This is a genomic window from Amycolatopsis sp. NPDC049159 (assembly GCF_040648295.1).
Classification (GTDB): domain Bacteria; phylum Actinomycetota; class Actinomycetes; order Mycobacteriales; family Pseudonocardiaceae; genus Amycolatopsis; species Amycolatopsis pretoriensis_A.
On record NZ_JBEZDL010000005.1, the window covers coordinates 71,706 to 97,112 of the forward strand.

Below are 25,407 nucleotides of genomic sequence, written 5' to 3' on the forward strand. Positions count from 1 at the left end.
TTCCGTTCGGGGCTGGTGTGTGGGGCGAGCTCCGGACCGCTGTGAGTTCCGTTCGGGGCTGGTGTGTGGGGCGAGCTCCGGACCGCTGTGAGTTCCGTTCGGGGCTGGTGTGTGGGGCGAGCTCCGGACCGCTGTGAGTTCCTTTCGGGGCTGGTGTGTGGGGCGAGCTCCGGACCGCTGTGAGTTCCTTTCGGGGTCGGTGTGTGGGGCGAGCTCTGGACCCCCGCGAGTTGCGCTCCGTGCCGGTTTCGATGGGCGGGGTCGGTAGGGTCTGCTCATGAGTGATGCCGACGAGACGCTCTTCGAGCGGATCATTGCTGGTGAGATCCCTGCTGATGTCGTCTATCAGGATGAGACCACCTTTGCTTTCCGGGATATTCGGCCTCAGGCTCGGGTTCACGTGCTCGTCGTGCCCAAGAAGCGGTATCGGAACCTGGGGGAGTTGGCTGCCGCCGAGCCGCAGTTGCTTGCTGACGTTGCGTTGACCGCTCGTCGCGTTGCCGAGCTCGAAGGAGTGCTCGAGAGTGGGTACCGGGTGGTGTTCAACACCGATGGCGATGCCGGGCAGACCGTCTTCCACGTGCATGCCCATGTGCTCGGCGGGGAGCCGCTCGGGCTGTTCGGTGCTGGTAGCTAAACCGGCCTGCGTCTTGTCGGGGGGTGCCAGTAGCATCGGTGGGGTCCAGTCGTACTCACCGAGAAAGCAGGCCTGAGGCCACGTGGCCGGAACCGTACCGGGTGGAGCCGCCCGTCCGGACGTCCCTGGGGACGTCGCGAAGGCCGAGGATTCCGCTGTTCAGGCTGCGCAGTCCCGGTTCCCCATTCCCGACGCTGCCGCGCTGAGCCTGCTCGGGTCTCGGGATGAAAACCTGCGGGTCGCCGAAGAGCTTCTCGCCGCTGACGTGCACGTTCGGGGTAACGAGGTCACGCTGACCGGGAGCCCGGCCGACGTCGCGTTCGCCGAGCGTGTTTTCGCCGAGCTCGTGCAGCTCGCCGGTGGGGGGCAGCAGGTCGGGCCCGACACCGTGCGTCGCACGATCGGGATGTTGTCCTCCGGGGATGCGTCGCCGGTCGAGGTGCTGAGTCTCAACATCGTTTCCCGGCGTGGGAAGACCATCCGGCCCAAGACGCTGAACCAGAAGCGGTACGTCGATGCCATCGACAAGCACACCGTCGTCTTCGGGATCGGGCCCGCCGGTACCGGCAAGACCTACCTGGCGATGGCCAAGGCCGTGCAGGCGCTGCAGGCCAAGCAGGTCACGCGGATCGTGCTGACCAGGCCCGCCGTCGAGGCCGGTGAGCGGCTCGGGTACCTGCCGGGCACCCTCAACGAGAAGATCGACCCCTACCTGCGGCCGCTCTACGACGCGCTGCACGACATGGTCGAACCCGAGTCCATCCCGCGGCTCATGCAGGCCGGCACGATCGAGATCGCGCCGCTCGCGTACATGCGCGGCCGCACCCTCAACGACGCCTTCATCATCCTCGACGAGGCCCAGAACACCACGCCCGAGCAGATGAAGATGTTCCTCACCCGGCTCGGTTTCGGCTCCAAGATCGTCGTCACCGGCGACATCACCCAGGTCGACCTGCCCAGCGGGCAGCGCAGCGGCCTGCGGGTCGTGCGCGACATCCTCACCGGCGTCGATGACCTCCACTTCGCCGAACTGACCAGCCAGGACGTCGTCCGGCACCGGCTCGTCGCGAGCATCGTCGACGCCTACGAGAAGTGGCAGGCCGTGCAGGACGCGCAGGGACAGCAGGGCAACGGCTGGAAGGGCAACCGGCGTTGAGCATCGAGATCGCCAACGAATCCGGCGTCAACGTCGACGAGACGTCCATCGTCTCCGCCGCCCGCTACGCCCTCGACAAGATGGAGGTCAGCCCGCTCGCCGAGCTGTCCATCCTCCTCGTCACCCTCGACGTGATGGAAGACCTCCACGAACGCTGGATGGACCTCCCCGGCCCCACCGACGTCATGGCCTTCCCCATGGACGAGCTCGACTCCAGCCGCCGCCCCGACGCGCCCGATGCGTCCCCGGCGCTGCTCGGCGACATCGTGCTCTGCCCGGCGTTCGCCAAGGACCAGGCCAAGACCGCGGGCCACGCCCTGATCGACGAGCTGCACCTGCTCACCGTGCACGGCTGCCTGCACCTGCTCGGCTACGACCACGCCGAACCCGCCGAGGAGCGCGAGATGTTCGCCCTCCAGAAGCGGATCCTCGGCGAGTACCAGGACGCCGTCGCCGCACTGGACAAGCAGAACGCCCAGCGCAACACCGACGACCGCGTCCTCGGCATCGCCGGACTCGACGCGACCGAGCCGCCGGCCGGGGAAACGCCGTAGTGCCCGGCACCACGAGGCCGGGCCGCCGTCACCGGACCCCCGGCGCGAGACCCTAGCCGCCGGTCATGGTCCAGCTCCTCTTCGCGATCGCGCTCGTCCTCCTGGCGGGCGTCTTCGCGGCGGCCGACGCCGCCATCAGCACCGTCTCGCAGGCCCGGGCCGACGGCCTCGCCCGGCTCGGGCTGCCCGGCGCCCGCCACCTCTCGGCGGTCGTCGCCGAACGACGGCGGCACATCAACCTGCTGCTCCTGCTCCGCCTCGGCTGCGAGCTCACCGCGACGGTGCTCGTCACGGTGTTCGTGGGCACCCGCCTGGCCCCGCTCGGCCTGGCCGTGCTCGTCGCCGCCGTCGTCATGGTCGTGGTCAGCTACGTCCTCATCGGCGTCGGCCCCCGCACCCTCGGCCGCCAGCACCCCTACCGCATCGGCCGCTACGTCGCCGGGCCCGTCCGCGTGCTCGGCTCCGTCCTCGGCCCGCTGTCCCGGCTGCTGATCCTCATCGGTAACGCCATCACGCCCGGCCAGGGCTTCCGCGAAGGCCCGTTCACCTCCGAAGTCGAGCTGCGCGAACTCGTCGACCTCGCCCAGGAACGCGGCGTCGTCGAGGACTCCGAGCGCGAGATGATCCACTCGGTGTTCGAGCTGGGCGACACCGTCGCCCGCGAAGTCATGGTGCCGCGCACCGAAATCGTCTGGATCGAGCGCACCAAGACCGTCCGGCAGGCACTGGCGCTGGCGCTGCGCACCGGCTTCACCCGCCTGCCGGTGATCGACGAGTCGGTCGACGACATCGTCGGCGTCGTCAACATCAAGGACCTGATGGCGGCGTACATGGACCCGGACGGCGCCAGCACCATCGTCAGCACGCTGATGAACGAAGCGTCCTTCGTCCCGGACTCGAAGCGCCTCGACGAGCTGCTCAAGGAAATGCAGCGCTCGCACAACCACATGGCGATCGCCGTCGACGAGTACGGCGGCACCGCCGGCCTGCTCACCATCGAAGACGTCCTCGAGGAGATCGTCGGCGAGATCACCGACGAGTCCGACGCCGACGAGCGCCCCGAGGTCGAGGAGCTCGACGGCGGCGCCGTCCGCGTGTCGTCCCGGATGGGCGTCGACGACCTGGGCGAACTCTTCGGCATCGACCTCGAAGACCACGACGTGGAGACCGTGGGCGGCCTGCTCGCGGAACGACTGGGTAGGGTCCCGCTGCCGGGGGCCGAAGCCGAGGTCGCCGGCCTTCGGCTGTTCGCCGAAGGGGGCAAGGACCGGCGCGGCCGCATGCGGATCACCTCCGTCGTGGTGCACCCGGCCGACGCCGACGCGATGACGGACCCGGGCGACCGGACCACCCGCCGCCGTACGCGCGTACCCCACCCCGACGAACGCGACAGGAGCGTCGAACATGCCTGACCTCGAGGCGGATGACCAGAAGCTGGTCGTGCTGGCCCGGTCCTCGCGCGCCCGCATCCAGGCCCCCGAGGGCGCCGCGGTCCGCGACACCGACGGCCGCACCTACGCCGCCGGCACGGTCGACCAGCCGTCGTTCAAGCTCACCGCGCTCCAGGCCGCGGTCGCCGCCGCGCTGTCCAGCGGCGCCGAAGGCATCGAGGCCGCCGCCGTCGTCAGCGAAGAAGGCCTGCTCAAGGGCGCGTCCGTGCACGCGGTCCGCGACATCGCGAAGTACGCGCCGATCATCCTGGCCGCCCCGGACGGCACAGTGCTCGAGGTGCTCGAGCGATGACCGAACACCGCTCCGGCTTCGCCTGCTTCGTCGGCCGCCCCAACGCGGGCAAGTCGACGCTGACCAACGCCCTCGTCGGCACGAAGGTCGCGATCACCTCCAGCAAGCCCCAGACCACCCGGCACGCCATCCGCGGCATCGTCCACCGCGAGGACGCGCAGCTCGTCCTCATCGACACGCCCGGCCTGCACCGCCCCCGCACCCTGCTCGGCGAGCGGCTCAACGACATCGTGCACGCGACGTGGTCCGAAGTGGACGTCGTCGGCCTCTGCGTGCCGGCGAACGAGAAGATCGGCCCCGGCGACAAGTTCATCGCCGCCGAGCTGCAGAAGATCGCGAAGCGCACCCCGGTCGTCGGCATCGTCACGAAGACCGACCTCGTGCAGCCCCAGCAGGTCGCCGAACAGTTGCTCGCCCTGCAGCAAGTGATGGACTTCGCCGAGCTGGTGCCGGTGTCCGCAGTGGACGGTTTCCAGGTCGACACGCTGGCGAAGCTGCTCGTCGAGCGGCTGCCCGAAGGCCCCCAGCTCTACCCGGGCGGCGAGCTCACCGACGAACCCGAGCAGACCCTGGTCGCCGAGCTGATCCGCGAGGCGGCGCTGGAAGGCGTCCGCGACGAGCTGCCGCACTCGATCGCCGTCACCGTCGAAGAGATGCTGCCGCGCGAAGGCCGCGACGACCTCATCGACGTGCACGCGTTCCTGTACGTGGAACGGCCCAGCCAGAAGGGCATCATCCTCGGGCACAAGGGCGAGCGCCTGCGCGAGGTCGGTGCCACCGCCCGCAAGCACATCGAGCGGCTGCTCGGCTCCAAGGTGTACCTCGACCTGCACATCAAGGTGGCCAAGGACTGGCAGCGCGACCCCCGTCAGCTGCGCCGGCTGGGCTTCTGACCGGCGGGTGGGACGCCCGCGGGAATTCCTGGTCTCGATTCGGTCGCGACGGCACCAATCCCGGGGCGCGCGCCGATCCGGCCCCCTACAGTTCGCACCTCGACCACACCGCGGCCGGTCGGGGCGGCCGCTGAACCAGTGGTCGTCCATGGAGCACGACGAAGGGGACCGACCGAAATGACCGACAGCCAGGGCATGCCCAACTACCCCGGCGACCAGCCCGGCGGGCAGCCGAACTACCCCGGCGGCCAGCCGGGCGGGTACCAGCCGGGCCCGCCCCCGAGCAACAACTTGGTGTGGGCCATCCTCACCACCATCCTCTGCTGCCTCCCGTTCGGCGTCGTGTCGATCGTGCAGGCCGCGAAGGTGAACGGGCTCTGGGCGCAGGGCCAGACCGCCGCCGCGCAGGAAGCCGCCGACTCCGCCAAGAAGTGGGCGATCATCTCCGCGGTCGTCGGTGTCGTGTGGCTCGTGCTGTGGATCATCCTGATGATCGCGGGCGTCTTCACGTTCGGCGCGGGCACGACGTCATACTGACGTAGCCGAACAGCAGGAGGATCCCGGTGACCGACCAGTACCCGCCGCCGTACCCGCCCCCGGGCGGGCCGCCGCCCGGCTATGGCTACGGCTACGGCTACCCGCCGCCGAACTACGGGCCACCGCCGGACAACAACATGGTCTGGGCGATCCTGAGCACGGTGCTTTGCTGCCTGCCGCTCGGCATCGTCTCGATCGTGAAGTCCAGCCAGGTCAGTTCGCTGTGGTTCCAAGGCATGCACGCCGAGGCGCGGAAGGCGGCCGACGACGCCCGCAAGTGGGCGATGTGGTCGGCGATCACGACCGGGATCCTCCTGCTGCTCTACATCGCGTTCATCGTGGTGATGATCGTGGTCGTCGGCGCGAACGCGGACCGGTACACGCCGTGATCGCGACGACCGTCTACACGGGAATCCCGGCGCGGGGCACGAAGGCCAAGCTGCGCGCGCTCGCGCCGCCGCTGGCCCTCGTGGCCGGGCTCGGCGTGTGCTGCGCGGTCGTCTGGGCCGGCGACCCGACCACCCCCGGCGGGTTCCTGCCCGTCTGCCCGACCAAGGCGCTGTTCGGCATCGACTGCCCCGGCTGCGGCGGCATGCGGATGGCGTACAGCCTGATGCACGGGGACATCCCGGCGGCGCTGCACTACAACGCCGTGTCGTTCGTGGTCGTGCTGCTGTTCGTGTGGAGCACGGCCACGTGGACCCTCGGGCGGCTGCGCGGCCGGGCGATGGACAGCTGGCTGCACTGGCGCTGGACACCACTGGTGTTTTCCCTCGTGTTCGTCGTCTGGTTCGTCATCCGCAACCTGCCGTTCGCGCCGTTCACGGCGCTGCGCGTCTGAATCCGGCGCGCCGGGGAACCGGTGCTCCGCCCGCCGCGTCGGACCGGCGCGCGGGTCACCCGGACAGCCGATGCCTGGGAGGCGCGGCCGCGACCGGAGCGAGTACGCTCCCGCGGACCGGACCGATGAGGGCGGATCCGTTTCCGCGCGTCGGGGAAGTGACCAGCGAGGGGAAGACCCAATGACCGATCCCTACGGCCAGCAGTCCTTCGGGCAGCAGCCCGGGGGCCAGCAGCCGTTCGGACAGCCGGGACCGACGCCGTACGGCCAGCCGTCGCCGTTCGGTCAGCCCGCGCCGTACGGCCAGCCGGGTACCCCCTTCGGCGCCCCGCGGAACTACGCGGACTGGGGCCAGCGCGCGATCGGCTGGCTCATCGACTTCGGGCCCATCTACGTGCTGTACCTGATCGTCATCCCGCTGTCCTTCGCCGGCGGGGACGCCGGCTCGCTCCTGGCCGTGATCGGGTCGCTCGCCTGGCTCGGCTGGACCATCTACAACCGGTGGATCCAGCAGGGCAACACCGGCCAGTCGGTGGGCAAGCGGATCGCCAAGGTCAAGCTGGTCCGCGAGGACAACGGACAGCCGGTCGGTCCGGCCATGGCGTTCGTGCGCGACCTCGCCCACTTCGTCGACAACATCATCTGCTACGTCGGCTGGCTTTGGCCGCTGTGGGACGACAAGTCCCAGACGCTCGCCGACAAGATCGTCGGCACCGTCGTCGTCCGGGCCGACGACGCCGCCGCTCCCTCGCCCTTCGGACCGGGCGCCCAGTCGTTCGCGGGTGGTTACCCGCCGGCCGGCCAGTTCGGCCAGCAGGCGCCCGGCGGTTTCCCGCAGCAGCCGCAGTCCGCGCCCGGTGGGTTCGGCCAGCCGCAGCCGCCCTCCGGTGGTTTCGAGCAGCCGCCGTCGGCGCCGGGCGGTTTCGGCCAGCCGCAGCCGGGTGGGTTCGGGCAGCCGCCGCAGTCCGGTGGGTTCCCGCAGCAGCCCGCCCCGGGCGCGTTCGACCAGCCGGCGCCGGGCGGTTTCGGCCAGCCGCAGCCGCCCTCCGGTGGTTTCCCGCAGCCGGGCCAGCCGCTCGCGCCGCCGCCCGGCGGGTCCCCGTTCGACGAGCAGGCCGAGCGCACCCAGATGCTGCGCCCGGACACCGGCGGCGCGTCCGCCTTCGACGAGCAGGCCGAGCGCACCCAGATGCTGCGTCCCGAGAACCAGGACGAGACCGAGCAGACCCGCAAGATCGACCCGGGGCAGTTCGGCCAGCACTAGCTTTTCCCGCACCACCGACGGGGTGACCCGGCGGAAAATCACGAGTAGTTGGGGTACAAGTTCATGACCGATCCCTACGGCCAGCAGCAGCCCTACGGCCAGCAGCCGCAGCAGCCGGGTTACGGCCCGCCGTCCGGCGCTACGCCCGCGCCCTACGGCCAGCCCGCCCCGTACGGGCAGCCCGCGCCCTATGGCCAGCCCGCGCCGTACGGCCAGCCGCCCACCGGTGGGTTCGGCGCCCCCGGCTACGGCATGCCCGGCGGTGGCGGCGACATCAACCAGATCAAGGACTACAAGGGCTGGGCCATCGGCTGCATCTTCCTGTTCTGGATCCTCGCGATCTTCGCGATCATGAAGTCGAACGAGGTCCAGACGTACAAGATGCAGGGCAACTACGCGATGGCGGAGCAGGCCTCGCGGACGACCAAGACGCTCTGCCTGATCGCCACCATCGTCGGCGGCCTCGGCTGCGTGATCGCGATCATCGTCTGGATCGTCGCGCTCACGACCGCCGCCACGTACTGCACGGGCTACTACTGCTGATTCCCGCGGGGCGCACCACCCCGCCATCGCCCGGAAGTGGGACGATGTCGGGGTGGTGAACCTCTACCGCGACACCGGGGTGGTGTTGCGCACGCACAAGCTGGGTGAAGCCGACCGGATCGTCACCCTGCTGACCCGGCGGCACGGCAAGGTCCGGGCCGTCGCGAAGGGCGTGCGGCGGACGTCGTCCCGCTTCGGGGCCCGGCTGGAGCCGTTCGGCCACGTCGACGTGCAGTTCTACACCGGGCGCACGCTCGACGTCATCACCCAGGTCGAGACCGTCGACGCGTTCCAGCTGCCGCTGGTCGCCGACTACCAGCGCTACACCGCGGCCAGCGCGATCGCCGAAACCGCGGACCGGCTCTCGGCCGAAGAGGGCGAGCCGGTGCTCAAGCTCTACCTCCTCGTCTGCGGCGCGCTGCGGTCCCTCGCCGCGGGCGAGCGCGACGCGTCCCTCGTGCTCGACGCGTTCTTCCTCCGCGCGATGTCCTACGCCGGCTGGGCGCCCGCGCTCACCGAGTGCGCCCGCTGCGGCCTGCCGGGCCCGCACGTCGCGTTCAGCGTCCCCGCGGGCGGGTCGATGTGCCAGGATTGCCGCGTCCCGGGGTCCGTGCACCCCGCGCCCGAGGTCCTGGACCTGCTCACGGCCCTGCTGCACGGCGAGTGGACGATGGCTGAGTCGACCCTGCCCGGCACCCGCCGCGACGCGAGCGGCCTGGTCGCGGCGCACCTGCAGTGGCACCTGGAGCGCCAGCTCCGGTCCCTTCCCCTCGTCGAGCGACGTGCCCGGGAGACCACCGCGCCCGGGCAGTAAGGTCGGGCTGATCGGTTTCACCCAGTCAGGGAGGCTCGCAGTGCTGCGCAGGGGACGCGAGAACAAGGCGTCGCGGTATGAGCTGCGGGCCCCCGATCCGCACCCGACCGGCGCCAAGCCGCCGGAAATCCCTCGCGAGCTGGTGCCGAAGCACGTCGCGCTGGTCATGGACGGCAACGGCCGCTGGGCCAACCAGCGCGGGCTGCCGCGGATCGAAGGCCACAAGCGCGGTGAGGCGGTGATGATCGACGTCGCCGCCGGCGCCGTCGAAATCGGCGTCAAGTGGCTCTCGGTGTACGCGTTCTCGACGGAGAACTGGAAGCGCAGCCCCGAAGAGGTGCGGTTCCTGATGGGCTTCAACCGCGACACCATCCGCCGCCAGGTCGACTACCTCGGCTCGATCGGCGTGCGCATCCGGTGGGCGGGCCGCCGTCCCAAGCTGTGGGCTTCGGTGATCAAGGAGCTGCAGGCGGCCGAGGAGAAGACCAAGCACAACACGGCGCTGAACATGACGATGTGCGTCAACTACGGCGGCCGGGCCGAGCTGGGCGACGCGATGCAGCGGATCGCGCGCGACGTCGCCGACGGCAAGCTCGACCCCGGCAAGGTCACCGAGAAGACCATCGGCAAGTACCTGTACCAGCCGGACATGCCCGACGTGGACCTGTTCCTGCGGCCCTCGGGGGAGCAGCGGACGTCGAACTTCCTGCTGTGGCAGTCCGCGTACGCCGAGATGGTCTACCAGGACACGCTGTTCCCGGACTTCGACCGGACGCACCTGTGGCGCGCCTGCCTGGAGTTCGCGAAGCGGGACAGGCGTTTCGGCGGCGCCGTGGACCAGGCGGCCTCCTCGTGAGCGCGACCGAAGCGGCGGAGACCGCGGAACTGCTGACGCAGGCGAAGGAAGCGCTCGAGCGCTACCTCGAGGTGCGCGTCGACGACGACGGCGCGCTGACGTTCTCCCACGGCGACGTCCCGTGCGTCATCCAGGCGACCCGGCTCGGCGAGGGGCTCACCGTGCTCTCGCTGACCTGTGTGGTCGGCTGGGACCTGGCGGACGGGCCCGGGCTGTCGGTCGCGGTCGCCGAGCGGGCGGGGCAGGGGTTGTTCGGGACGCTCGGCGTCGGGCACACCGACTCCGGGGTCGACGTCACGCTGCGGTACGCGTTCCCGGCCGCGGGCCTGGACGCCGCGGCGCTGGGGACGTTGCTGATGCTGGTCGTGTCGACGGCGTCGCAGCTGCGGACGGAATTGCCGGGTATCGGGTCCGCCGGGTAACCCACAAGGGGTGGAGATTCCGCCGCGAACGGCGGATTCCGGTCGGAAACGGACCGGATCCGACCGTTCGCGACCTGTGCGGGTCATTTCGTGTCGGTGGGCACTGGCATCATCGTCGTCGTGAACATCGTTTCCACTTCCGGCACCGAGCCCGGCCGGCGCACGCGCCGCTTCCGGATCAGCTCGGTCGAGGTGCTGTGCGCGATCCTGCTGGTCGCGATCCTCGGCCAGGGCTGGCTGCAGCAGCTGTTCGACGTGCCCGCGTTGCGCACCGGCTCGACCGTGTTCGTCGCCGTGTGCGTGCAGGCGCTGCCGTTCCTGGTGCTGGGCGTGCTGATCAGCGGGGCCATCGCGGCGTTCGTGCCGGCTCGCGTGCTGGAGAAGGTGCTGCCCCGCCGGTCCGGTGCGGCGGTCGGCGTGGCCGGGCTGGCCGGGGTCGCGCTGCCGGGTTGTGAGTGCGCGTCGGTGCCGGTGGCCCGCCGGCTGATGGGACAGGGCGTGGCACCGGCCGCGGCGCTGACGTTCCTGCTGGCGGCGCCGGCGGTGAACCCGGTGGTGCTGGTGGCCACCGCGGTCGCGTTCCCCGGCAAGCCGGAGATGGTGCTGGCCCGCTTCGCCGGCTCGCTGGCGACGGCGATGGTGATGGGCTGGCTGTGGGCCCGCTGGGGCAAGCTCGAATGGATCACTGCCCGCGCGCTGCGCCGCCTCCCCGAAGTGGCGCCGGGGCAGCGGTGGCGGGTGTTCGCCGAAACGGCCCGCACGGACCTGGTGGAGGCCGGCGGATTCCTCGTGCTGGGCGCGCTGATCTCGTCGGCGCTGAACGTGCTGGTGCCGGCGAAGTGGTTCGGCGTACTGGGCGAGCAGCTCGTGCTCGGTGTGCTGGTGATGGCGGTGCTCGCGGTGGTGCTGGCGCTGTGCAGCGAGGCGGACGCGTTCGTGGCGGCGTCCCTGACGGCGTTGCCGCTGCTGCCGAAGCTGGTGTTCCTGGTCGTCGGCCCGGCGGTGGACGTCAAGCTGTTCGCCTTGCAGGCAGGCACGTTCGGCCGCTCGTTCGCGATCCGCTTCGCCCCGGCGACGTTCGTGGTGGCCACGGCCTGCGCGGTCGTGGCCGGGGTTCTGGTGGGGGTGGCGTGAAGCGCGAGACGCAGAACATCCTGCTGCTCCTGCTGGGCGGAGCGCTGATCAAGATCGCGCTGAACGGCGACTACTTGAGGTACGTGAAGCCTGCGCAGCAACCCTGGATCATCACGGGCGGCGCGGTGATGGTGCTGCTGGGCGCGGTGGCGATCGTGCGCGACCTGCTGTCCGTCCGCACCTCCCGCCCCGACGGCGAGGCGCACCCGGCCGTCGTCGAGCCGGGTTCCCCGGACGACGGTCACGGCCACGCCCACTCGGCCCGCCCGGCGTGGCTCCTGCTGGTCCCGGTACTGGCGGTGTTCCTGGTCGCACCCCCGGCCCTCGGCGCCGATTCGGTGATCCGCACGGAGTCCAGGGTCCCGGCGAGCGCGGCGGCGGCCAACGCGGCGTCGTTCCCGCCACTCCCGGCCGGCGACCCGGTTCCGTTGGCGGTCAACGAGTTCGTCAGCCGCGCGGGCTGGGACGCGGCAGGCACCCTGAACGGCCGCACCGTCTCCCTGACCGGGTTCGTCGTCCACGCCGACGGCGGAACCCTGCTGGCCCGCCTGGTGATCAGCTGCTGCGCGGCCGACGCGTTCCCGGTGACGGTCCGCCTCCGCGGCGGCGAAGCGGACCACCTGGCGAGCGACGCGTGGATCCGGGTGACCGGCCAGGTGGTCCCCGGCACGGCCACGAAGGCGAACAGCTACACCCCCGACTTGACCCCGTCCTCGCTGGCGACGGTCCCGGCCCCCAAGGATCCTTACGAGTACTGACATTCGTCCAAGACGGACGGCCGGCGGCGGCTTAGATTCCGGCACATGGGAGTTCACGGCAGTACGCACGGGATGCACGTCGTCCACGACGGTGCGAAGCAGGCGCCACCCCTGCTGCTCATCCACGGATCGGGTGCTTCGGGCGCGTCCTGGGGTCCGATCGCCAGGATCCTCGCCGCCCGCCACCACGTCATCCGGGTCGACCTCCCGGGGTGCGGCCAGTCGCCGCCCGCGGCGTCGTACGCCGTGCCCGGGCAGGCCGCTCGCGTGGCCGCGCTGCTCGACGACCTCGGGCCGGCGCAGGTCACCGTGGCCGGGCACTCCAGCGGCGGCTACGTCGCGACGGCGCTGGCGGAACAACGCCCCGACCTGGTGCGGTCGCTGGCGCTGGTCAGCACCGGCCCGAGCCTCGACGCGCTGCTGCCGCAGCCGTGGGTGATCCGCGCCCTGCTGGCCCCGCCGTTCGGCCCGCTGCTGTGGGCACGGCGGTCGGACGCGGTGATCCGCAAGGGAATCCGCGCGACGACCGCCCGCCCGGTGGACGTCCCGGACGACGCCGTCGCCGATCTGAAGAACATCGGCTACCGCACGTTCCGGCGGATCCTGCGCGACTACTCCGCGTACGTCGCCGAACGGAGCGTCCCCGAGCGCCTCGCCGGCCTCGGCCGGCCCGTGCTGGTGGTGTTCGGCGCGGCGGACCCCCGCTGGGACCCGCGGTCGGCGCACCAGTACGAGGCGGTGCCGGGCGCGCGCGTCGAACTGCTCCCCGGCGTCGGGCACATCCCGCTCTTCGAGGCCCCGAAGCCGACTAGCGAACTGCTTCTGCACTTCGCGACGGCCGACGCCGCCCCGGCCTAAGCTGCGTACGTGCTGCCGACCGGCTGGAAGTGGGCGGACGTGGAGGTCGCCGTCCCGCGCCCGGCCACGCGGCTGCCGGGCGTCGTGATGGCGGGGTTCCGCCAGCGGATCCGCGCGGACGTCGGCATCGCGATGGTCGCGCACCCGTCCGTCACGCTGTTCCTCGACCTGAGCGAAACGGGCGGCATCGTCCGCGAAGCCGGCGGCACACGCCGGCGCGGCAGCTTCGTCGCCGGCCTCCTCCCCGGCGCCATCCGAACCGGCGGCCAGGAGGGCACGTGCCTCCAGATCCGGCTGTCCCCGGTGATCGCGTCCGCGCTGCTCGGCGTTTCGACGGAACTGACGGGCGCCGTGGCCACCCTCGAGGAGGTCTGGGGACGCGACGCCGAGCGAGTCGAGGAGAGGCTGCGCGCCGCCCCGTCCTGGGACGAACGCTTCGCCGTCGCGTCGGACGTCCTCGCCCGCCGGCTGGCGACCCGCCCGCGCGTCGAGCCGGAGGTCGTCCAGGCTTGGCGCCGGACCCTCGCCGCCCGGGGGCGGGTCCGGGTCGACGGCCTGGCCGAAGAGCTCGGCTGGAGCCGCAAGCGCCTGTGGTCCCGCTTCGGATCCCAGCTGGGGCTGACGCCGAAGAGAGCGGCCCAGCTGGTGCGCTTCGACCACGCGGCCCACCTCTTGGCCACCGGCCACACCGCGGCGACGGTCGCCGCGCGAAGTGGTTACGCCGACCAATCCCACCTGCACCGCGAAGCGAGGGCGATCGCAGGACTGACCCCGACCGAGCTGGCCGCGGCTCCTTGGCTGGCCATCGACGACGTAGCTTGGCCGACCGCCCCACGAGCGTGACGCGGCCTCGCAACGCGACCCGGCCGCCCGGCGAACGTGCCACCGCCAGTGCACCGGCGCCGGCCCACCGCGTCGTGCGGGTCCGCGCCCGGGCGACCCGTGACCGGGCTAGTGCTCCGCGCAGGTGCCGGTGATCTCCACCGTGTGCGAGATCTCCGAAAACCCGTGCTCCGCCGCGATCTTCTCCGCCCAGCGCTCGACCGCCGGGCCCTCGACCTCCACCGTCCGGCCGCACAGGCGGCAGACCAGGTGATGGTGGTGGTGCGCCGAGCAGCGGCGGTAGATCGCTTCGCCGGAGTCGGTGCGCAGCACGTCGATCTCGCCGGCCTCCGACAGCGACTGCAGGGTGCGGTACACCGTCGTCAGGCCGATGCCGTCGCCGCGTTTGCGCAGCTCGTCATGCAGTTCCTGGGCGGAGCGGAAGTCGTCGACGGTGCTCAGCAGCTCGACCACCGCGGCTCGCTGCCGGGTCGATCGGCGCCCGGGCACCGGGGCTTGGCTGCGCGGCGCGGCGGGGTTCATCACTTTCCTTCCTGCACGTGGGCCACGGCGTCGACCACGATGTGCGCCAGGTGGTCGTCGGCGAGCCGGTAGACCACCTCGCGGCCGCGGCGTTCGCCCTGCACCACCCCGGCCGTCTTCAGCACCCGCAGGTGCTGGCTGATCAGCGGCTGCGCGACGTCGAGGGCGTCCACCAGCTCGTGCACGCACCGGTCGGCGGCCCGCAGCTGCAGGACGATCGCGATCCGCACCGGCGCGGCCAGCGCGCGCAGCAGGTCGCCCGCGTCCGTCAGCACCGATGGTGACGGGTGCACCGGCTCGGCCGCCGGTGCGCAGTCCGCGAGGCCCGGCTGGGCGCCACTCCCGGTCACCGTCGCCATGCCCGCCTCCACCCTGCCCGTCCGGACCATGAATTCCGTAGTCATTGCCGATAACGGCGCCGCCCATCCTAGTGTTCCCCCGGACGGGAGCCCCGCCCCGGCGCCGAGCTGCGAAGTACGGCTGGTCGTATTACCCCGTTCGGGTGAGTTCGTGGGATATTGGCTCTTCGGCTTCGCATGTAGTGGCCGACGGTGCAAGGTTGTCGCGGAGCGTTTTGCCGCTTCTCGCACAGCCGGCGCCGCGCCCAAGCACACCAGTGGGGAGACATGACCCGTTTCGCAACCAAGGCAGCAGCGCTGACGGCTGTCGTGTTCCCGCTGGTCGGAGTGGGTTTGGCCGGGGCTCAGACGCAGGCTGTCGACGAGAAGTCCGGGCCGGTCTCGTTCGCGAACATCGCGTCGGTCCGGATCGGCGGCGAAGGTCAGCGCGGCGGCGCCCTCATCACCGAGACGCAGCGCTCGCCGTTGCTGCCAGGTCAGTCGAAGCTCGGCACGGACCGCGTCACCGTCCCGAAGGACGACGGCGAGCGCGCGACCTTCGGCGGGCACTACCAGATCGACCTGGGCCGCTACAGCGCGTCACAGAACCCGTACCCGCCGGGTGTCGCGAGCCGCGACCACAACGTCGTCGCCGCGCTGCAGGCCACCACGGTGCCCACGGCCGTCGCGGAGACGAACTACGCGCTGCGCGACGTCTGGCAGGGCGCGGCGAAGGCGGTCGACAACACCGTGCTCGTGCTCGAAGGCGCGAAGTCGGCCGTGGACTGCACCGGCCCCGCCAAGCTCACCGCCACCACGTCCGTCGCACGGCTGTGGGTGCGCCAGGCCGACGGGGCGCTCGGCATCGTCCCGGTGCCCGGCGGCAACGCCGGCCTCCAGCTGGCCAACCTGCGGCTCGGGCCGCCCGGCGACATCGCGAACGCGGACAAGGCCACCACGGTCTCCGACCTCAAGCTGACCCGCGTCGGCGCGTTCGACCAGCTGATCCGGCAGGACGGCTGGCGGGGCGGCGACTTCACAGCCGTCGCCGGCTGGCGCGTCGAGATCACCACCCACGTCAAGGACGCGCAGGGCGCCGCGGTGCAGGACGTCGTGACGAACATCGTGCTCGGCGGCGTCAGCTGCTCGGTCCCCAAGGGGTTCGTCGCGAAGGCGGGCAACCAGGCGGGCGGCACGAGCGCGTCGCAGGCGGCGGTCCCGACGCAGGTCCCGGCCGGCTACCTCGGCGCGGCGGCCCCCGCGACCGACGGCGACGGCTCCCGCGTCCCGCTCGGCATCGGCCTGCTCTTCGGCGGCGTGTTCTTCGCGGCGGTCGCGCTGCTGCTCGGGCGGCGGCGCAAAACCGGGACGGACTAGGTGCTCCGCACCGCGCTGGCCGCCGTCGCGGCCGCGCTGGCCGTGGCCGCTTTCGCGGCCGGGATCGTCCTGCTGACCTGGCTGCCCCCGACGGCGGCCCCGCTGGCGGCCCCGCCGCCGGGCTCGCTGCCGGGGGAGAACGCGGCCCCGGCGGTGCTGCCCGCGGACAGCGAATCGGTGGCCCAGCAGCGCCCGGGCACGGTCCGGCTCCCCGACGGCGCGACCGCGCGGCTGGTCCGCACGGAACTGACCGACACGGGCGTGCTGCCGATTCCCCGCGGCCTCGGGGACGCGGCCTGGTGGGGCGCGAAGCTGGGCGCGGACCGCGGCACGGCGCTGCTGTCGGGCCACGTCAACTGGGAGGGGCAGCGCGGCCCGTTCGACGAGCTGTGGCGCACCCGCGCCGGCGACGAGGTCAGCATCGTCGACGCCCGCGGCGGCCGCTGGGTCTACCGCGTCGACCAGGTGGTGACGCTTGCGAAGGAAGCGCTCCCGCAGCAGGCCCAGAGCTGGTTCAACCAGAGCGGCCCCCACCGCCTGGTCCTGGTCACCTGCGGCGGCGACTACGTGGGCGGCACCGAGGGCTACGACGAGAACCGCCTGGTCACGGCGAACCTGGTGACCCGCCCGCCCGGCTGATCCCGCGCTTGGTCGCTCACCGGATCCCGCCTGAGGCCTGCGCCCGGGCCCGCCCGAGTCGTGCGGTCGGCCGGGCCGCGGTGGCGCACGCAGGCTTGCTTCCGGCCGCCGGCCCGCCCGCTGGTGGACCCCGCCCGCCGGTGGACCCCGCCCGTCGGTGGTCCCCGCCCGTCGGTGGTCCCCCGTCGGACCCGAGCCCCTGCCTCGCCCGAGCCAGGCCGTATTGAGCTATGCCGAGCCCGCTCCACGAAGCCGAGTCGGGCCGGGTCGACCCGAACCGAGCCGGGCCGAGCCCGGGCCGGGCCGAGCCCGAGCCGAGCCCGAGCCGGGCCGAGCCCGAGCCCGAGCCGAGCCCGAGCCGAGCCGACCCGGGCCGAGCCCGAGTCGGGCCGGGCCGGGCCAAGCCGGGCCGGGCCGGGTCGAGCCGGCCGGGCCAGCCGGGCCGAGTCGAGCCGGGCAAGCCGGGCCGAGCCGAGCCGGGCCAAGCCAAGCCGGGCCAAGCCAAGCCGGGCCGGGCCGAGCCCGAGTCGAGCCGGGCCAAGCCGGGCCGAGCCAAGCCGGGCCGGGCCGAGCCCGAGTCGAGCCGGGCCAAGCCGGGCCGAGCCGGACCGAACCGCGATCCCGGTGCAACCTCCCGCACCCGCCGCCGCATGTGTTCCTTCGCCGAGTCACCCGAGCGAAGGAGCCAGACCCCATGCAGGAGCAGAACCCGGCGGAGCGGAAGAAGGGCTCCGGCCGCTGGTGGATCGTCGGCGTCGCCGGCGCTTTCGTCGTCGCCGCGCTGGTCGCCACCCTGCTCATCTTCACCGGAAAGGATGAACCCGCGGTCGCGAACGGCACCGGGACGCCCGCCGCGACGAACCAGCCCGCCGAACAGAAGGACTCCGGCCGCGACCCGGTGCACCTGAGCCTGCCCGGCGGCGGCACCGCGAAGCTCGTCCAGGAGGACCTCGACGCGAACGGCGCGCTCAAGATCCCCGAGGGCCTCGACGAAGCCGCCTGGTGGGGCGCCGAACTGGGCGCCGGCCACGGCGTCGCCCTGCTCTCCGGGCACGTGAACTGGAAGGGCAAGAAGGGCCCGTTCATGGAACTCTGGCAGGTCGAGCGGGGCCAGGAGGTCAAGCTCACCGACACCGCCGGCGGCGCCTGGGTCTACCGGGTCGACGCCGTCGAGACCGTCCACAAGACCGACCTCGCCGGGCGCTCCGAGCAGCTCTTCGACCCCGATGGCCCGCACAAGCTGCTGCTGGTCACCTGCGGTGGCGAATACGTCGGCGGGACCGAGGGCTACGAGGACAACCGCGTCGTGACGGCGTCGCTGGTGTCGCGGCCGTAGCCTGCGCGATAACCGCTGGGCCCCGGCGGATACCCTGGACGTTCTAGTCCGATAACCGTCCCCGCATGCTTCCGGAGCGTGGAGTGCCCACGAACACCATTGAGACCGTAGTCCGCCTGTGCAAGAACCGTGGTTTCGTCTTCCCCAGCGGGGACATCTACGGCGGTACCCGCTCGGCGTGGGACTACGGCCCGCTCGGGGTCGAGCTGAAGGACAACATCAAGCGCCAGTGGTGGAAGACCGTCGTCCAGGGCCGTGAAGACGTCGTCGGCCTCGACTCCTCGGTGATCCTGCCGCGCCAGGTGTGGGTGGCTTCGGGGCACGTCAACGTCTTCACCGACCCGCTGATCGAGTGCCTGTCCTGCCACAAGCGGTTCCGCGCCGACCAGCTCGCCGAGGAGTACACCGCGCGCAGCGGCAAGGAGACCACCGAGGACGACCTGTCCGACGTGCCCTGCCCCAACTGCGGCACCCGCGGCAAGTACACCGAGCCGCGGGACTTCAACATGATGCTGAAGACCTACCTCGGCCCGGTCGAGTCGGAGGAGGGCCTGCACTACCTCCGCCCGGAGACCGCGCAGGGCATCTTCGTGAACTTCTCCAACGTCCAGACGACGTCGCGGAAGAAGCCGCCGTTCGGCATCGGCCAGATCGGCAAGTCCTTCCGCAACGAGATCACGCCGGGCAACTTCATCTTCCGCACGCGCGAGTTCGAGCAGATGGAGATGGAGTTCTTCGTCGAGCCGGGCGAGGACGAGCGCTGGCACCAGTACTGGATCGACGAGCGCACGAAGTGGTACACCGACCTCGGCATCAAGGCCGAGAACCTGCGCCACTTCGAGCACCCGAAGGAAAAGCTCTCGCACTACGCGAAGCGGACCGTCGACATCGAGTACCGCTTCGCGTTCAACGCGGGCCAGGAGTGGGGCGAGCTCGAGGGCATCGCCAACCGCACCGACTTCGACCTGACGACGCACTCGAACCACTCGGGCCAGGACCTGTCGTTCTTCGACCAGGCGTCGGGGCAGCGCTACCGGCCGTTCGTGATCGAGCCGGCGGCCGGTGTCGGCCGGTCGATGATGGCCTTCATGGTCGACGCCTACCACGAGGAGCAGGTGCCGAACGCCAAGGGCGGCACCGACACCCGCGTGGTGCTGAAGCTCGACCCGCGGCTTTCGCCGTTCAAGGTCGCGGTGCTCCCGCTGTCGCGCAACGCCGACCTGACCCCGAAGGCGAAGGACGTCGCCGCGACCCTGCGCAAGCACTGGAACGTCGACTTCGACGACGCGCAGGCGATCGGCCGCCGCTACCGCCGCCAGGACGAGATCGGCACGCCGTACTGCGTCACGGTCGACTTCGACTCGCTCGAGGACCAGGCCGTGACCGTGCGCGAGCGCGACTCGATGTCGCAGGAGCGCGTCGCGATCGACAAGCTCGAGTCCTACCTGGCGGCCCGCCTCATCGGCTGCTGAACCCGCCCGGGCCCGGGCACCCCTGACACCTGTCACGGCGAGGTCGTGACGCACGGTCTGGGGTCCCGGGCCCGCCGGGCGGCAGCCTGGGGGCATGCGAGAAACAGACATCCAGGCGGTGGCGGCGGGGGCCGCGGTCCACCTCACCGGCCTGCGGAAGCACTACGGCGACGTCCACGCGGTCGACGGCCTCGACCTGACGATCGCCCCGGGCGAAGTGGTCGCCCTGCTCGGCCCGAACGGCGCCGGCAAGTCCACCACCGTCGACATGGTCCTCGGCCTGACCAGCCCCGGCGCCGGCGAAGTGCGCGTGTTCGGGCGCAAGCCGATCGACGCCGTCCGCGCCGGGCTGATCGGCGCGATGCTGCAGGGCGGCGCCCTGATGGACGACCTGACCGTCGCCGAGACCGTCGGCATGGTCGCGGCCCTGCACCGCCGCCCGCTGCCGGTGGCCGAAGCCCTGCGCGCCGCCGGCGTCGAAGAGCTGGCCGGCCGCCGCGCGAACAAGCTGTCCGGCGGGCAGAAGCAGCGCGTGCGCTTCGCCGTCGCCCTGGTCAGCAACCCCGACCTGCTGATCCTCGACGAGCCGACGGCCGCGATGGACGTCGGGACGCGGCGCGAGTTCTGGCAGTCGATGTACGCGTTCACCGAGTCCGGCCGCACGGTCGTGTTCGCGACGCACTACCTCGAAGAAGCCGAAGAGTTCGCCGACCGGGTGGTGCTGATGCGCCGCGGCCGGATCGTCGCCGACGGCAGCGTCGCCGAGGTCCGCGCGCTCGCCGGCGGCCGCACCCTGCGCGCCGCCGTCCCGGGCGCCACCGAGGCGCTGATCGCCGCGCTGCCCGGCGTCAAGGAGTTCGAGCTGCGCGGCGACCGCGTCGCCATCTCCAGCGCCGACTCCGACGAGACGCTCTGGGCGCTCAAGGCCGCCGTCCCGGCCGTGCACGACGTCGAGATCGGGGCCGTCGGCCTCGAAGGCGCCTTCCTTTCCCTGACCGCCGACGAGACCGCGGAGCCCGTCCGATGAACGCCACCTACCTGGTCACCGAGATCCGCCGCAACTTCCGGGCGCCGCGGTTCCTGATCTTCGTCGTCGCCTTCCCGGTGCTGATGTTCCTGTTGCAGGCCAACGTCTTCACGAAGGCGGACGCGCCGGACCACGTTGCGATCGCCGCCGTGATCATGATCAACATGATGACGTTCGGGACGTTCGCCGCGGCCACGAACAGCGGCGCCCGGCTCGCGCTCGAACGCGCCGCCGGCTGGCAGCGCCAGTTGCGCCTGACGCCGCTGACCGGCACCGGTTACCTGGCGGGCAAGGGCATCTCCGGGATGCTCGTGGGGCTGCCCGCGCTGGTCCTGGTGCCGCTGCTGGCCGTGACGGTCGAGGGCGTGCACCTCGACGCCGCGGGCTGGGTCCGGATCTTCGCCGGCGTCTGGCTCGGCACGATCCCGCTGGTGCTGCTCGGGCTGCTGCTCGGCCAGTTCGGCACGCCCGATTCGATGCAGCCGGTCAACATGATCGTCACCCTCGGCATGGGTTTCCTCGGCGGCCTGTGGATCCCGATCGAGTCGATGCCGGGCTGGATGCACGACGTCGCCCAGATCATGCCGACGTACTGGGTGCTGCAGGTGGCGCGACCCGCGGTGACCAGCGACATGGTGGTGTCCCTGCCGACCGCGGCCGGCGTGCTCGGGGCGTGGGCGGTCGTGCTCGGAGCGCTCGTGATCAGGCGTTACCGTAAGGACAGCGCCCGCGTCTGAGGGCCGGAAGAACGAGGAACGGCGATGGCGAAGCGCAAGTTCGGGCTGGACAACAAGGAATCGTGGTGGGAGGACCCGCTGCCCGACGCCGGGCGCCGCGGCGGTCCGAAGGGCCTGCGGTGGTCGGTCATGTCGGTGGTGTTCCTGCTGCCGTTCCTCCTCCCGGTCACGCGGGGTCTGCTGGCCGAGCCCGGCGTTTCGGCCGAGGCCGTGCTCACCGGCGTGCTGATCTACACGTACGCGTTGTGCTACGCGATCTTCCCGTTCTTCTTCCAGCGGGAGCGCCAGGTGAAGCTGGCCTTCGGGATCACGATGAACGTGCTGGGGGTCGCGACGCTGGCGACGACCAGCGCGAGCGCGTTCGTCCTGCTCTACGGCACGGCGGTGCTGGTGTTCCTGCTCCCGGCCGCCTGGTCGGTGCTCCTGGACGTCGGCGCGCTGGCCGCCGGCGCCCTCGTGCTGCTGCTCGAGGGCCGGTTCCTGGCCGACTACGGCGACCTCATCACGGTCGGTTCGGTGACGCTGGCGATGTTCTTCATGGCCAACCTCGTCCGCGCGGTCCGGCGGCTGGAGCGGGCCAACGAGGAGATCGCCACCCTGGCGGTGGCGAACGAGCGCCAGCGCGTCGCCCGCGACCTGCACGACCTGCTCGGGCACAGCCTCACCACGATCACCGTCAAGGCGGGGCTGGCCCGGCGGGTGCTGGAGAGCTCCGGCGACATCCCGCGCACGGTCGAGGAGATCCGCGAGATCGAGAGCCTCACGCGCAGCGCGCTCTCCGACGTCCGCGCGACCGTTTCGGAATACCGCGAAGTGTCGCTCTCGGCGGAGCTCGCCGGCGCGCGGGCGGCGCTGCGGGCCGCGGAGATCGACGCCGACCTGCCGCACGCCGTCGACAACGTGCGGCCGGAGCTCCAGAACACCTTCGGGTACGTGCTGCGCGAAGCGGTCACGAACGTCCTGCGGCACTCCGGAGCCAAGCAGGTGACGGTGCGGCTGGGCGACACCTGGCTGGAGGTCGAGGACGACGGCCGGGCCACCGAGGTCGTCGCGGGCAACGGCCTGCGCGGGCTCTCGGAGCGGCTCGCCGCGGTGGGGGGCGCGTTGCGGACATCGGTCCGGCCCGGGGGAGGATTGCTGGTGCGGGCGGAGATCCCGCACGCAGAACCGCGCGCGGCCGCCCCGGCCGTGCGCGCCGAACCCGCGGGAGGATTCGCTTGATCCGGGTGCTGCTGGCCGACGACCAGGCCATGGTGCGCGGGGCGCTGGCCACCGTGCTCGGGCTCGAAAGCGACATCGAGGTGGTCGGGCAGGTCGGCTCGGGCGACGAGGTCGTCGCCGCCGCCCGCGAGGCGAAACCCGACGTCGCCCTGCTGGACGTGCAGATGCCGGGCAAGGACGGCCTCGAAGCCGCGGCCGACCTGCGGGCCGCGCTCCCGTCGTGCCGGGTGATCATCTGCACGACGTTCGGCAGGCCCGGCTACCTGGCCCGCGCGATGGCGGCGGGCGCGGCCGGGTTCGTCGTCAAGGACGCCCCGCCCGAGCAGCTCGTCGAAGCCGTCCGGCGAGTCCACAGTGGACTGCGAGTGGTGGACCCCGCGCTGGCCGCGGAATCCCTCGCCACCGGGGCGAGCCCGCTCACCGGACGCGAGCTGGACGTGCTGCGGGAGGCCAGGGACGGCAGCACGGTGGCCGACGTGGCGCGCGCACTGCACCTGTCGGAGGGCACCGTGCGCAACCACTTGTCCGCCGCGATCGGCAAGACGGGCGCGCGGACCCGGGCCGAGGCCGTCCGCGTCGCCGAGGAGCGCGGCTGGCTCTGAGCGGGCGGCGGCGTTCTGACAAGATGGGGCGGGTGGGTACCGCTGAACGCACCAAACCGTCGCTCGCGAACTGGGCGCGCCGGATCGCCTTCGGCGTCGTGCTCGTGGTGGTCGCGCTCGTCGGCGGTACGGCGTTCCGGGTGTGGCAGGTCGCCCGCGAAAACGACCGGACGCCCGCCGACGTCATCGTGGTGCTCGGTGCGGCCCAGTACAACGGCCGGCCGTCGGACATCTACGCGGCCCGGCTGGTCAAGGCCAAGCAGCTCTACGACGCGGGCGTCGCGAAGACGATCGTCACCGCGGGCGGCAAGAAGGCCGAGGACAACTTCACCGAGGCGCGGGCCGGCCAGCTCTGGCTGACCCGCCACGGCGTGCCGTCGTCGGCGACACTCGCCGTCGGCGAGGGGAGCGACACACTGCGGAGCCTGCGCGCGGTCGCCCAGCAGGTCGAGGCCCGCGACTGGCACACGGCGGTGCTCGTCAGCGACCCGTGGCATTCGTTCCGGGCCCGGACCATGGCCGGCGACCTGGGCCTGGACGCGTGGACGGCGCCGACGCACAGCGGGCCGATCGTGCAGGAGCGCGTCACCCAGGTGCGGTACATCGTCCGGGAGACCGGCGCGCTGCTCTACTACCGGCTGACGAAGACACCGGCCGACGACCTGTTCGCCACGTTCCTGGGGTGAGCTTTTTGTCGGTGCGCCCGCTTAAGCTGGCCGGGTGGGTTACACCGAACACGACACCGCCCGCCTGCTGCCGGAGCCGGCGAAGGGCGCGGTGCTGCCCGGCGCACGGGCGGACGGACGCAGCGCGTTTTCCCGCGACCGGGCCCGGGTGCTGCACTCGGCCGCGTTGCGGCGGCTCGCCGGCAAGACCCAGGTGGTCGGGCCGGGGGAGGGCGCCGAGGTCACCGGCGTCCCGCGCACCCGGCTGACGCATTCACTGGAGGTCGCGCAGATCGGCCGCGGCATCGCCGAGGAGCTGGGCGCGGACCCGGACCTGGTGGACACGGCGGGGCTGGCGCACGACATCGGCCACCCGCCGTTCGGCCACAACGGCGAGCGCGCACTCGACCAGGTCGCGGCGGCGTGCGGCGGCTTCGAGGGCAACGCGCAGACGATCCGCATCCTGACCCGCCTGGAGCCCAAGCTCCTCGGCCCGGACGGCGGTCCGGGGGGCCTCAACCTGACCCGCGCGTGCCTGGACGCGACGACGAAGTACCCGTGGCCGCGGAAGCCGGGCAAGGCGAAGTACGGCGTGTACCCGGACGACGCGGCGGTGTTCGCGTGGTTCCGCGAAGGCGCGCCCGAGGAGCGCACGTGCCTGGAGGCCCAGATCATGGACTGGGCGGACGACGTGGCGTACTCGGTCCACGACGTCGAGGACGGCGTCCTGGCCGGCCGCATCAAACTGCGCGTGCTGGCCCACCCGGACGAGCGAGCGGCGGTGGCGGAGGCGGCGGCCAAGCACTTCTCGGCCCAGTCGGTGTCCACATTGGAGAACGCGGCGACGGAGTTGCTCGCGCTTCCGGCGGTGGCGGCACTGGCCGAAGCGGAGCCGGACGGATCGCCGGGCGCCCAGGTAGCGCTGAAGAGACTGACGAGCGAACTGGTGGGCCGCTTCACGACGGCGGCGGTCACGGGCACCCGAGCGGCGTTCGGCACGAGCCCGCTGACCGGTTATGACGCCCGCCTGGCGGTCCCGGAGCAGGTGGCGGCCGAGGTGGCGCTGCTGAAGGCACTGGCGCTGCGGTACGTGATGAGCGACCGCCGGAGGCTGGCGATGCAGGAGGGCCAGCGCGAGTTGCTGGCTGAGCTGGTGCACGCCCTGGCTCGGCGGGCGCCGGAGTCTTTGGACCCGCTGTTCGTACCGGCTTGGAACGCGGCGAAGGACGATGCCGGGTTGCTGAGGGTGGTGATCGACCAGGTCGCTTCACTGACGGACGCGCAGGCCCACGTGTGGTACTCGTGGCACGTGACCCGCTTGCACCGCTGAGTGGAGTGGGGTGCTGGGGCGGTTCGCGGCGCGCCCGGCTGGGCCGGCTGCTGCGGCGGACCGGGGTGCGGTCGCTTCGGGCGAGTTCCTGGGCGCAGGCCGGCCGGATGGTGCGGTGGGCTGGGTGCGGCCGTTGCGGGCGGGCTCTTGGGCGCGCTTGCCGGCCAGATGCTGCAATGGTCGCTTCGGGCGAGGTGCTGGCGCGGGTGCGCGGGCCAACCCCAGGGGCGCGAGTTGCCTCCCTATGCGCAAGCGGCTTTCCCGCGCTGATGTTGTCTCTCTGGGTGC

At 71.9% G+C, this 25,407-nt stretch carries 30 protein-coding genes; 28 read left to right on the forward strand and 2 right to left on the reverse strand.

Annotated elements, in window-relative coordinates; genetic code table 11:
- Window positions 1-277: 277 nt before the first annotated feature.
- From AB0B33_RS11175 to AB0B33_RS11260, 18 genes are all read left to right on the forward strand, one after another.
- Window positions 278-637, forward strand: coding sequence for a histidine triad nucleotide-binding protein (locus tag AB0B33_RS11175; protein ID WP_360769686.1), 360 nt, complete (start codon window positions 278-280; stop codon window positions 635-637).
- Window positions 638-719: 82 nt separating this feature from the next.
- A complete protein-coding gene (locus AB0B33_RS11180) occupies window positions 720-1,793 on the forward strand; it encodes a PhoH family protein (RefSeq protein ID WP_247020844.1) in 1,074 nt (357 codons plus the stop codon).
- Window positions 1,790-2,347, forward strand: coding sequence for an rRNA maturation RNase YbeY (gene ybeY / locus AB0B33_RS11185; RefSeq protein ID WP_247020847.1), 558 nt, complete (start codon window positions 1,790-1,792; stop codon window positions 2,345-2,347). Before AB0B33_RS11180 ends, ybeY begins: the two co-directional genes overlap by 4 nt.
- 65 nt (window positions 2,348-2,412) lie before the next feature.
- Window positions 2,413-3,759: a hemolysin family protein gene (locus AB0B33_RS11190; protein WP_247020848.1), complete on the forward strand. Its 1,347-nt coding sequence runs from the start codon at window positions 2,413-2,415 to the stop codon at window positions 3,757-3,759.
- On the forward strand, window positions 3,752-4,090 hold the full coding sequence (locus AB0B33_RS11195) for a cytidine deaminase (protein WP_360769690.1): 339 nt from the start codon (window positions 3,752-3,754) through the stop codon (window positions 4,088-4,090). Before AB0B33_RS11190 ends, AB0B33_RS11195 begins: the two co-directional genes overlap by 8 nt.
- The gene (gene era, locus AB0B33_RS11200; RefSeq protein ID WP_247020852.1) at window positions 4,087-4,983 is read left to right on the forward strand and encodes a GTPase Era; all 897 of its coding nucleotides are present in this window, start codon (window positions 4,087-4,089) and stop codon (window positions 4,981-4,983) included. Before AB0B33_RS11195 ends, era begins: the two co-directional genes overlap by 4 nt.
- Window positions 4,984-5,160: 177 nt before the next feature.
- The gene (locus AB0B33_RS11205; protein WP_247020854.1) at window positions 5,161-5,520 is read left to right on the forward strand and encodes a CD225/dispanin family protein; all 360 of its coding nucleotides are present in this window, start codon (window positions 5,161-5,163) and stop codon (window positions 5,518-5,520) included.
- A 26-nt stretch (window positions 5,521-5,546) separates the two neighbouring features.
- Window positions 5,547-5,909, forward strand: a complete 363-nt coding sequence (locus AB0B33_RS11210) for a CD225/dispanin family protein (protein ID WP_360769694.1) — start codon at window positions 5,547-5,549, stop codon at window positions 5,907-5,909.
- Window positions 5,906-6,361, forward strand: a complete 456-nt coding sequence (locus tag AB0B33_RS11215) for a DUF2752 domain-containing protein (protein WP_360769697.1) — start codon at window positions 5,906-5,908, stop codon at window positions 6,359-6,361. The genes AB0B33_RS11210 and AB0B33_RS11215 overlap by 4 nt, the downstream gene beginning before the upstream one ends.
- Before the next feature lie 181 nt (window positions 6,362-6,542).
- Window positions 6,543-7,625, forward strand: coding sequence for an RDD family protein (locus AB0B33_RS11220; protein WP_360769700.1), 1,083 nt, complete (start codon window positions 6,543-6,545; stop codon window positions 7,623-7,625).
- 63 nt (window positions 7,626-7,688) lie between these two features.
- Window positions 7,689-8,168: a CD225/dispanin family protein gene (locus AB0B33_RS11225; protein ID WP_247020862.1), complete on the forward strand. Its 480-nt coding sequence runs from the start codon at window positions 7,689-7,691 to the stop codon at window positions 8,166-8,168.
- Between the two features lie 52 nt (window positions 8,169-8,220).
- Complete coding sequence (gene recO / locus AB0B33_RS11230; protein WP_360769703.1) at window positions 8,221-8,982, forward strand: DNA repair protein RecO; 762 nt, start codon at window positions 8,221-8,223, stop codon at window positions 8,980-8,982.
- A 40-nt stretch (window positions 8,983-9,022) separates the two neighbouring features.
- Complete coding sequence (locus tag AB0B33_RS11235) at window positions 9,023-9,838, forward strand: isoprenyl transferase (RefSeq protein ID WP_247020866.1); 816 nt, start codon at window positions 9,023-9,025, stop codon at window positions 9,836-9,838.
- The gene (locus tag AB0B33_RS11240; protein WP_247020868.1) at window positions 9,835-10,260 is read left to right on the forward strand and encodes a YbjN domain-containing protein; all 426 of its coding nucleotides are present in this window, start codon (window positions 9,835-9,837) and stop codon (window positions 10,258-10,260) included. The genes AB0B33_RS11235 and AB0B33_RS11240 overlap by 4 nt, the downstream gene beginning before the upstream one ends.
- 126 nt (window positions 10,261-10,386) lie before the next feature.
- On the forward strand, window positions 10,387-11,394 hold the full coding sequence (locus AB0B33_RS11245) for a permease (RefSeq protein WP_360770364.1): 1,008 nt from the start codon (window positions 10,387-10,389) through the stop codon (window positions 11,392-11,394).
- Window positions 11,391-12,152 (forward strand): TIGR03943 family protein, encoded by a 762-nt coding sequence (locus tag AB0B33_RS11250; RefSeq protein ID WP_360769707.1) that lies wholly within the window; start codon window positions 11,391-11,393, stop codon window positions 12,150-12,152. The genes AB0B33_RS11245 and AB0B33_RS11250 overlap by 4 nt, the downstream gene beginning before the upstream one ends.
- Before the next feature lie 45 nt (window positions 12,153-12,197).
- Window positions 12,198-13,010 carry an alpha/beta hydrolase gene (locus AB0B33_RS11255; protein ID WP_360769710.1) on the forward strand — a complete coding sequence of 271 codons (813 nt, stop codon included), beginning with the start codon at window positions 12,198-12,200 and terminating at the stop codon, window positions 13,008-13,010.
- Window positions 13,011-13,019: 9 nt separating this feature from the next.
- Window positions 13,020-13,853: a helix-turn-helix domain-containing protein gene (locus AB0B33_RS11260; RefSeq protein WP_360769713.1), complete on the forward strand. Its 834-nt coding sequence runs from the start codon at window positions 13,020-13,022 to the stop codon at window positions 13,851-13,853.
- 108 nt (window positions 13,854-13,961) lie between these two features.
- On the opposite strand, the gene AB0B33_RS11265 is transcribed toward AB0B33_RS11260, so the two are convergent.
- A complete protein-coding gene (locus tag AB0B33_RS11265) occupies window positions 13,962-14,375 on the reverse strand; it encodes a Fur family transcriptional regulator (protein WP_086858947.1) in 414 nt (137 codons plus the stop codon).
- Window positions 14,375-14,734, reverse strand: a complete 360-nt coding sequence (locus AB0B33_RS11270) for a metalloregulator ArsR/SmtB family transcription factor (RefSeq protein ID WP_360769716.1) — start codon at window positions 14,732-14,734, stop codon at window positions 14,375-14,377. Before AB0B33_RS11270 ends, AB0B33_RS11265 begins: the two co-directional genes overlap by 1 nt.
- A gap of 267 nt (window positions 14,735-15,001) precedes the next feature.
- Here AB0B33_RS11270 and AB0B33_RS11275 point away from each other — a divergent pair, with 267 nt between their 5' ends.
- The 10 genes from AB0B33_RS11275 (at window position 15,002) to AB0B33_RS11320 (ending at window position 25,119) form a co-directional block, all read left to right on the forward strand.
- The gene (locus AB0B33_RS11275) at window positions 15,002-16,090 is read left to right on the forward strand and encodes a hypothetical protein (protein WP_360769719.1); all 1,089 of its coding nucleotides are present in this window, start codon (window positions 15,002-15,004) and stop codon (window positions 16,088-16,090) included.
- Window positions 16,091-16,729: a class F sortase gene (locus AB0B33_RS11280; RefSeq protein WP_360769722.1), complete on the forward strand. Its 639-nt coding sequence runs from the start codon at window positions 16,091-16,093 to the stop codon at window positions 16,727-16,729.
- A 694-nt stretch (window positions 16,730-17,423) separates the two neighbouring features.
- Window positions 17,424-18,065, forward strand: a complete 642-nt coding sequence (locus AB0B33_RS11285) for a class F sortase (protein ID WP_360769725.1) — start codon at window positions 17,424-17,426, stop codon at window positions 18,063-18,065.
- Window positions 18,066-18,148: 83 nt separating this feature from the next.
- Window positions 18,149-19,537, forward strand: coding sequence for a glycine--tRNA ligase (locus AB0B33_RS11290; RefSeq protein ID WP_360769728.1), 1,389 nt, complete (start codon window positions 18,149-18,151; stop codon window positions 19,535-19,537).
- Between the two features lie 94 nt (window positions 19,538-19,631).
- On the forward strand, window positions 19,632-20,564 hold the full coding sequence (locus AB0B33_RS11295) for an ABC transporter ATP-binding protein (protein WP_247020885.1): 933 nt from the start codon (window positions 19,632-19,634) through the stop codon (window positions 20,562-20,564).
- On the forward strand, window positions 20,561-21,301 hold the full coding sequence (locus AB0B33_RS11300; RefSeq protein ID WP_360769732.1) for an ABC transporter permease: 741 nt from the start codon (window positions 20,561-20,563) through the stop codon (window positions 21,299-21,301). The genes AB0B33_RS11295 and AB0B33_RS11300 overlap by 4 nt, the downstream gene beginning before the upstream one ends.
- A 24-nt stretch (window positions 21,302-21,325) precedes the next feature.
- The gene (locus tag AB0B33_RS11305) at window positions 21,326-22,522 is read left to right on the forward strand and encodes a sensor histidine kinase (RefSeq protein ID WP_360769735.1); all 1,197 of its coding nucleotides are present in this window, start codon (window positions 21,326-21,328) and stop codon (window positions 22,520-22,522) included.
- A complete protein-coding gene (locus AB0B33_RS11310) occupies window positions 22,519-23,124 on the forward strand; it encodes a response regulator transcription factor (protein WP_360769737.1) in 606 nt (201 codons plus the stop codon). Before AB0B33_RS11305 ends, AB0B33_RS11310 begins: the two co-directional genes overlap by 4 nt.
- 32 nt (window positions 23,125-23,156) lie before the next feature.
- Complete coding sequence (locus AB0B33_RS11315) at window positions 23,157-23,810, forward strand: YdcF family protein (protein WP_247020894.1); 654 nt, start codon at window positions 23,157-23,159, stop codon at window positions 23,808-23,810.
- A gap of 34 nt (window positions 23,811-23,844) precedes the next feature.
- Complete coding sequence (locus tag AB0B33_RS11320) at window positions 23,845-25,119, forward strand: deoxyguanosinetriphosphate triphosphohydrolase (protein WP_247020896.1); 1,275 nt, start codon at window positions 23,845-23,847, stop codon at window positions 25,117-25,119.
- Window positions 25,120-25,407: the final 288 nt, after the last annotated feature.

Excerpts from the sequence above, each read along its gene's own strand:
- AB0B33_RS11175 (WP_360769686.1), top strand. The coding sequence starts at position 278 with ATGAGTGATGCCGACGAGACGCTCTTCGAGCGGATCATTGCTGGTGAG.
- AB0B33_RS11190 (WP_247020848.1), top strand. The coding sequence starts at position 2,413 with ATGGTCCAGCTCCTCTTCGCGATCGCGCTCGTCCTCCTGGCGGGCGTC.
- AB0B33_RS11195 (WP_360769690.1), top strand. The coding sequence starts at position 3,752 with ATGCCTGACCTCGAGGCGGATGACCAGAAGCTGGTCGTGCTGGCCCGG.
- era (WP_247020852.1), top strand. The coding sequence starts at position 4,087 with ATGACCGAACACCGCTCCGGCTTCGCCTGCTTCGTCGGCCGCCCCAAC.
- AB0B33_RS11205 (WP_247020854.1), top strand. The coding sequence starts at position 5,161 with ATGACCGACAGCCAGGGCATGCCCAACTACCCCGGCGACCAGCCCGGC.
- AB0B33_RS11220 (WP_360769700.1), top strand. The coding sequence starts at position 6,543 with ATGACCGATCCCTACGGCCAGCAGTCCTTCGGGCAGCAGCCCGGGGGC.
- AB0B33_RS11225 (WP_247020862.1), top strand. The coding sequence starts at position 7,689 with ATGACCGATCCCTACGGCCAGCAGCAGCCCTACGGCCAGCAGCCGCAG.
- AB0B33_RS11255 (WP_360769710.1), top strand. The coding sequence starts at position 12,198 with ATGGGAGTTCACGGCAGTACGCACGGGATGCACGTCGTCCACGACGGT.
- AB0B33_RS11265 (WP_086858947.1), bottom strand. The coding sequence starts at position 14,375 with ATGAACCCCGCCGCGCCGCGCAGCCAAGCCCCGGTGCCCGGGCGCCGA.
- AB0B33_RS11270 (WP_360769716.1), bottom strand. The coding sequence starts at position 14,734 with ATGGCGACGGTGACCGGGAGTGGCGCCCAGCCGGGCCTCGCGGACTGC.
- AB0B33_RS11275 (WP_360769719.1), top strand. The coding sequence starts at position 15,002 with ATGACCCGTTTCGCAACCAAGGCAGCAGCGCTGACGGCTGTCGTGTTC.
- AB0B33_RS11285 (WP_360769725.1), top strand. The coding sequence starts at position 17,424 with ATGCAGGAGCAGAACCCGGCGGAGCGGAAGAAGGGCTCCGGCCGCTGG.
- AB0B33_RS11295 (WP_247020885.1), top strand. The coding sequence starts at position 19,632 with ATGCGAGAAACAGACATCCAGGCGGTGGCGGCGGGGGCCGCGGTCCAC.
- AB0B33_RS11300 (WP_360769732.1), top strand. The coding sequence starts at position 20,561 with ATGAACGCCACCTACCTGGTCACCGAGATCCGCCGCAACTTCCGGGCG.
- AB0B33_RS11305 (WP_360769735.1), top strand. The coding sequence starts at position 21,326 with ATGGCGAAGCGCAAGTTCGGGCTGGACAACAAGGAATCGTGGTGGGAG.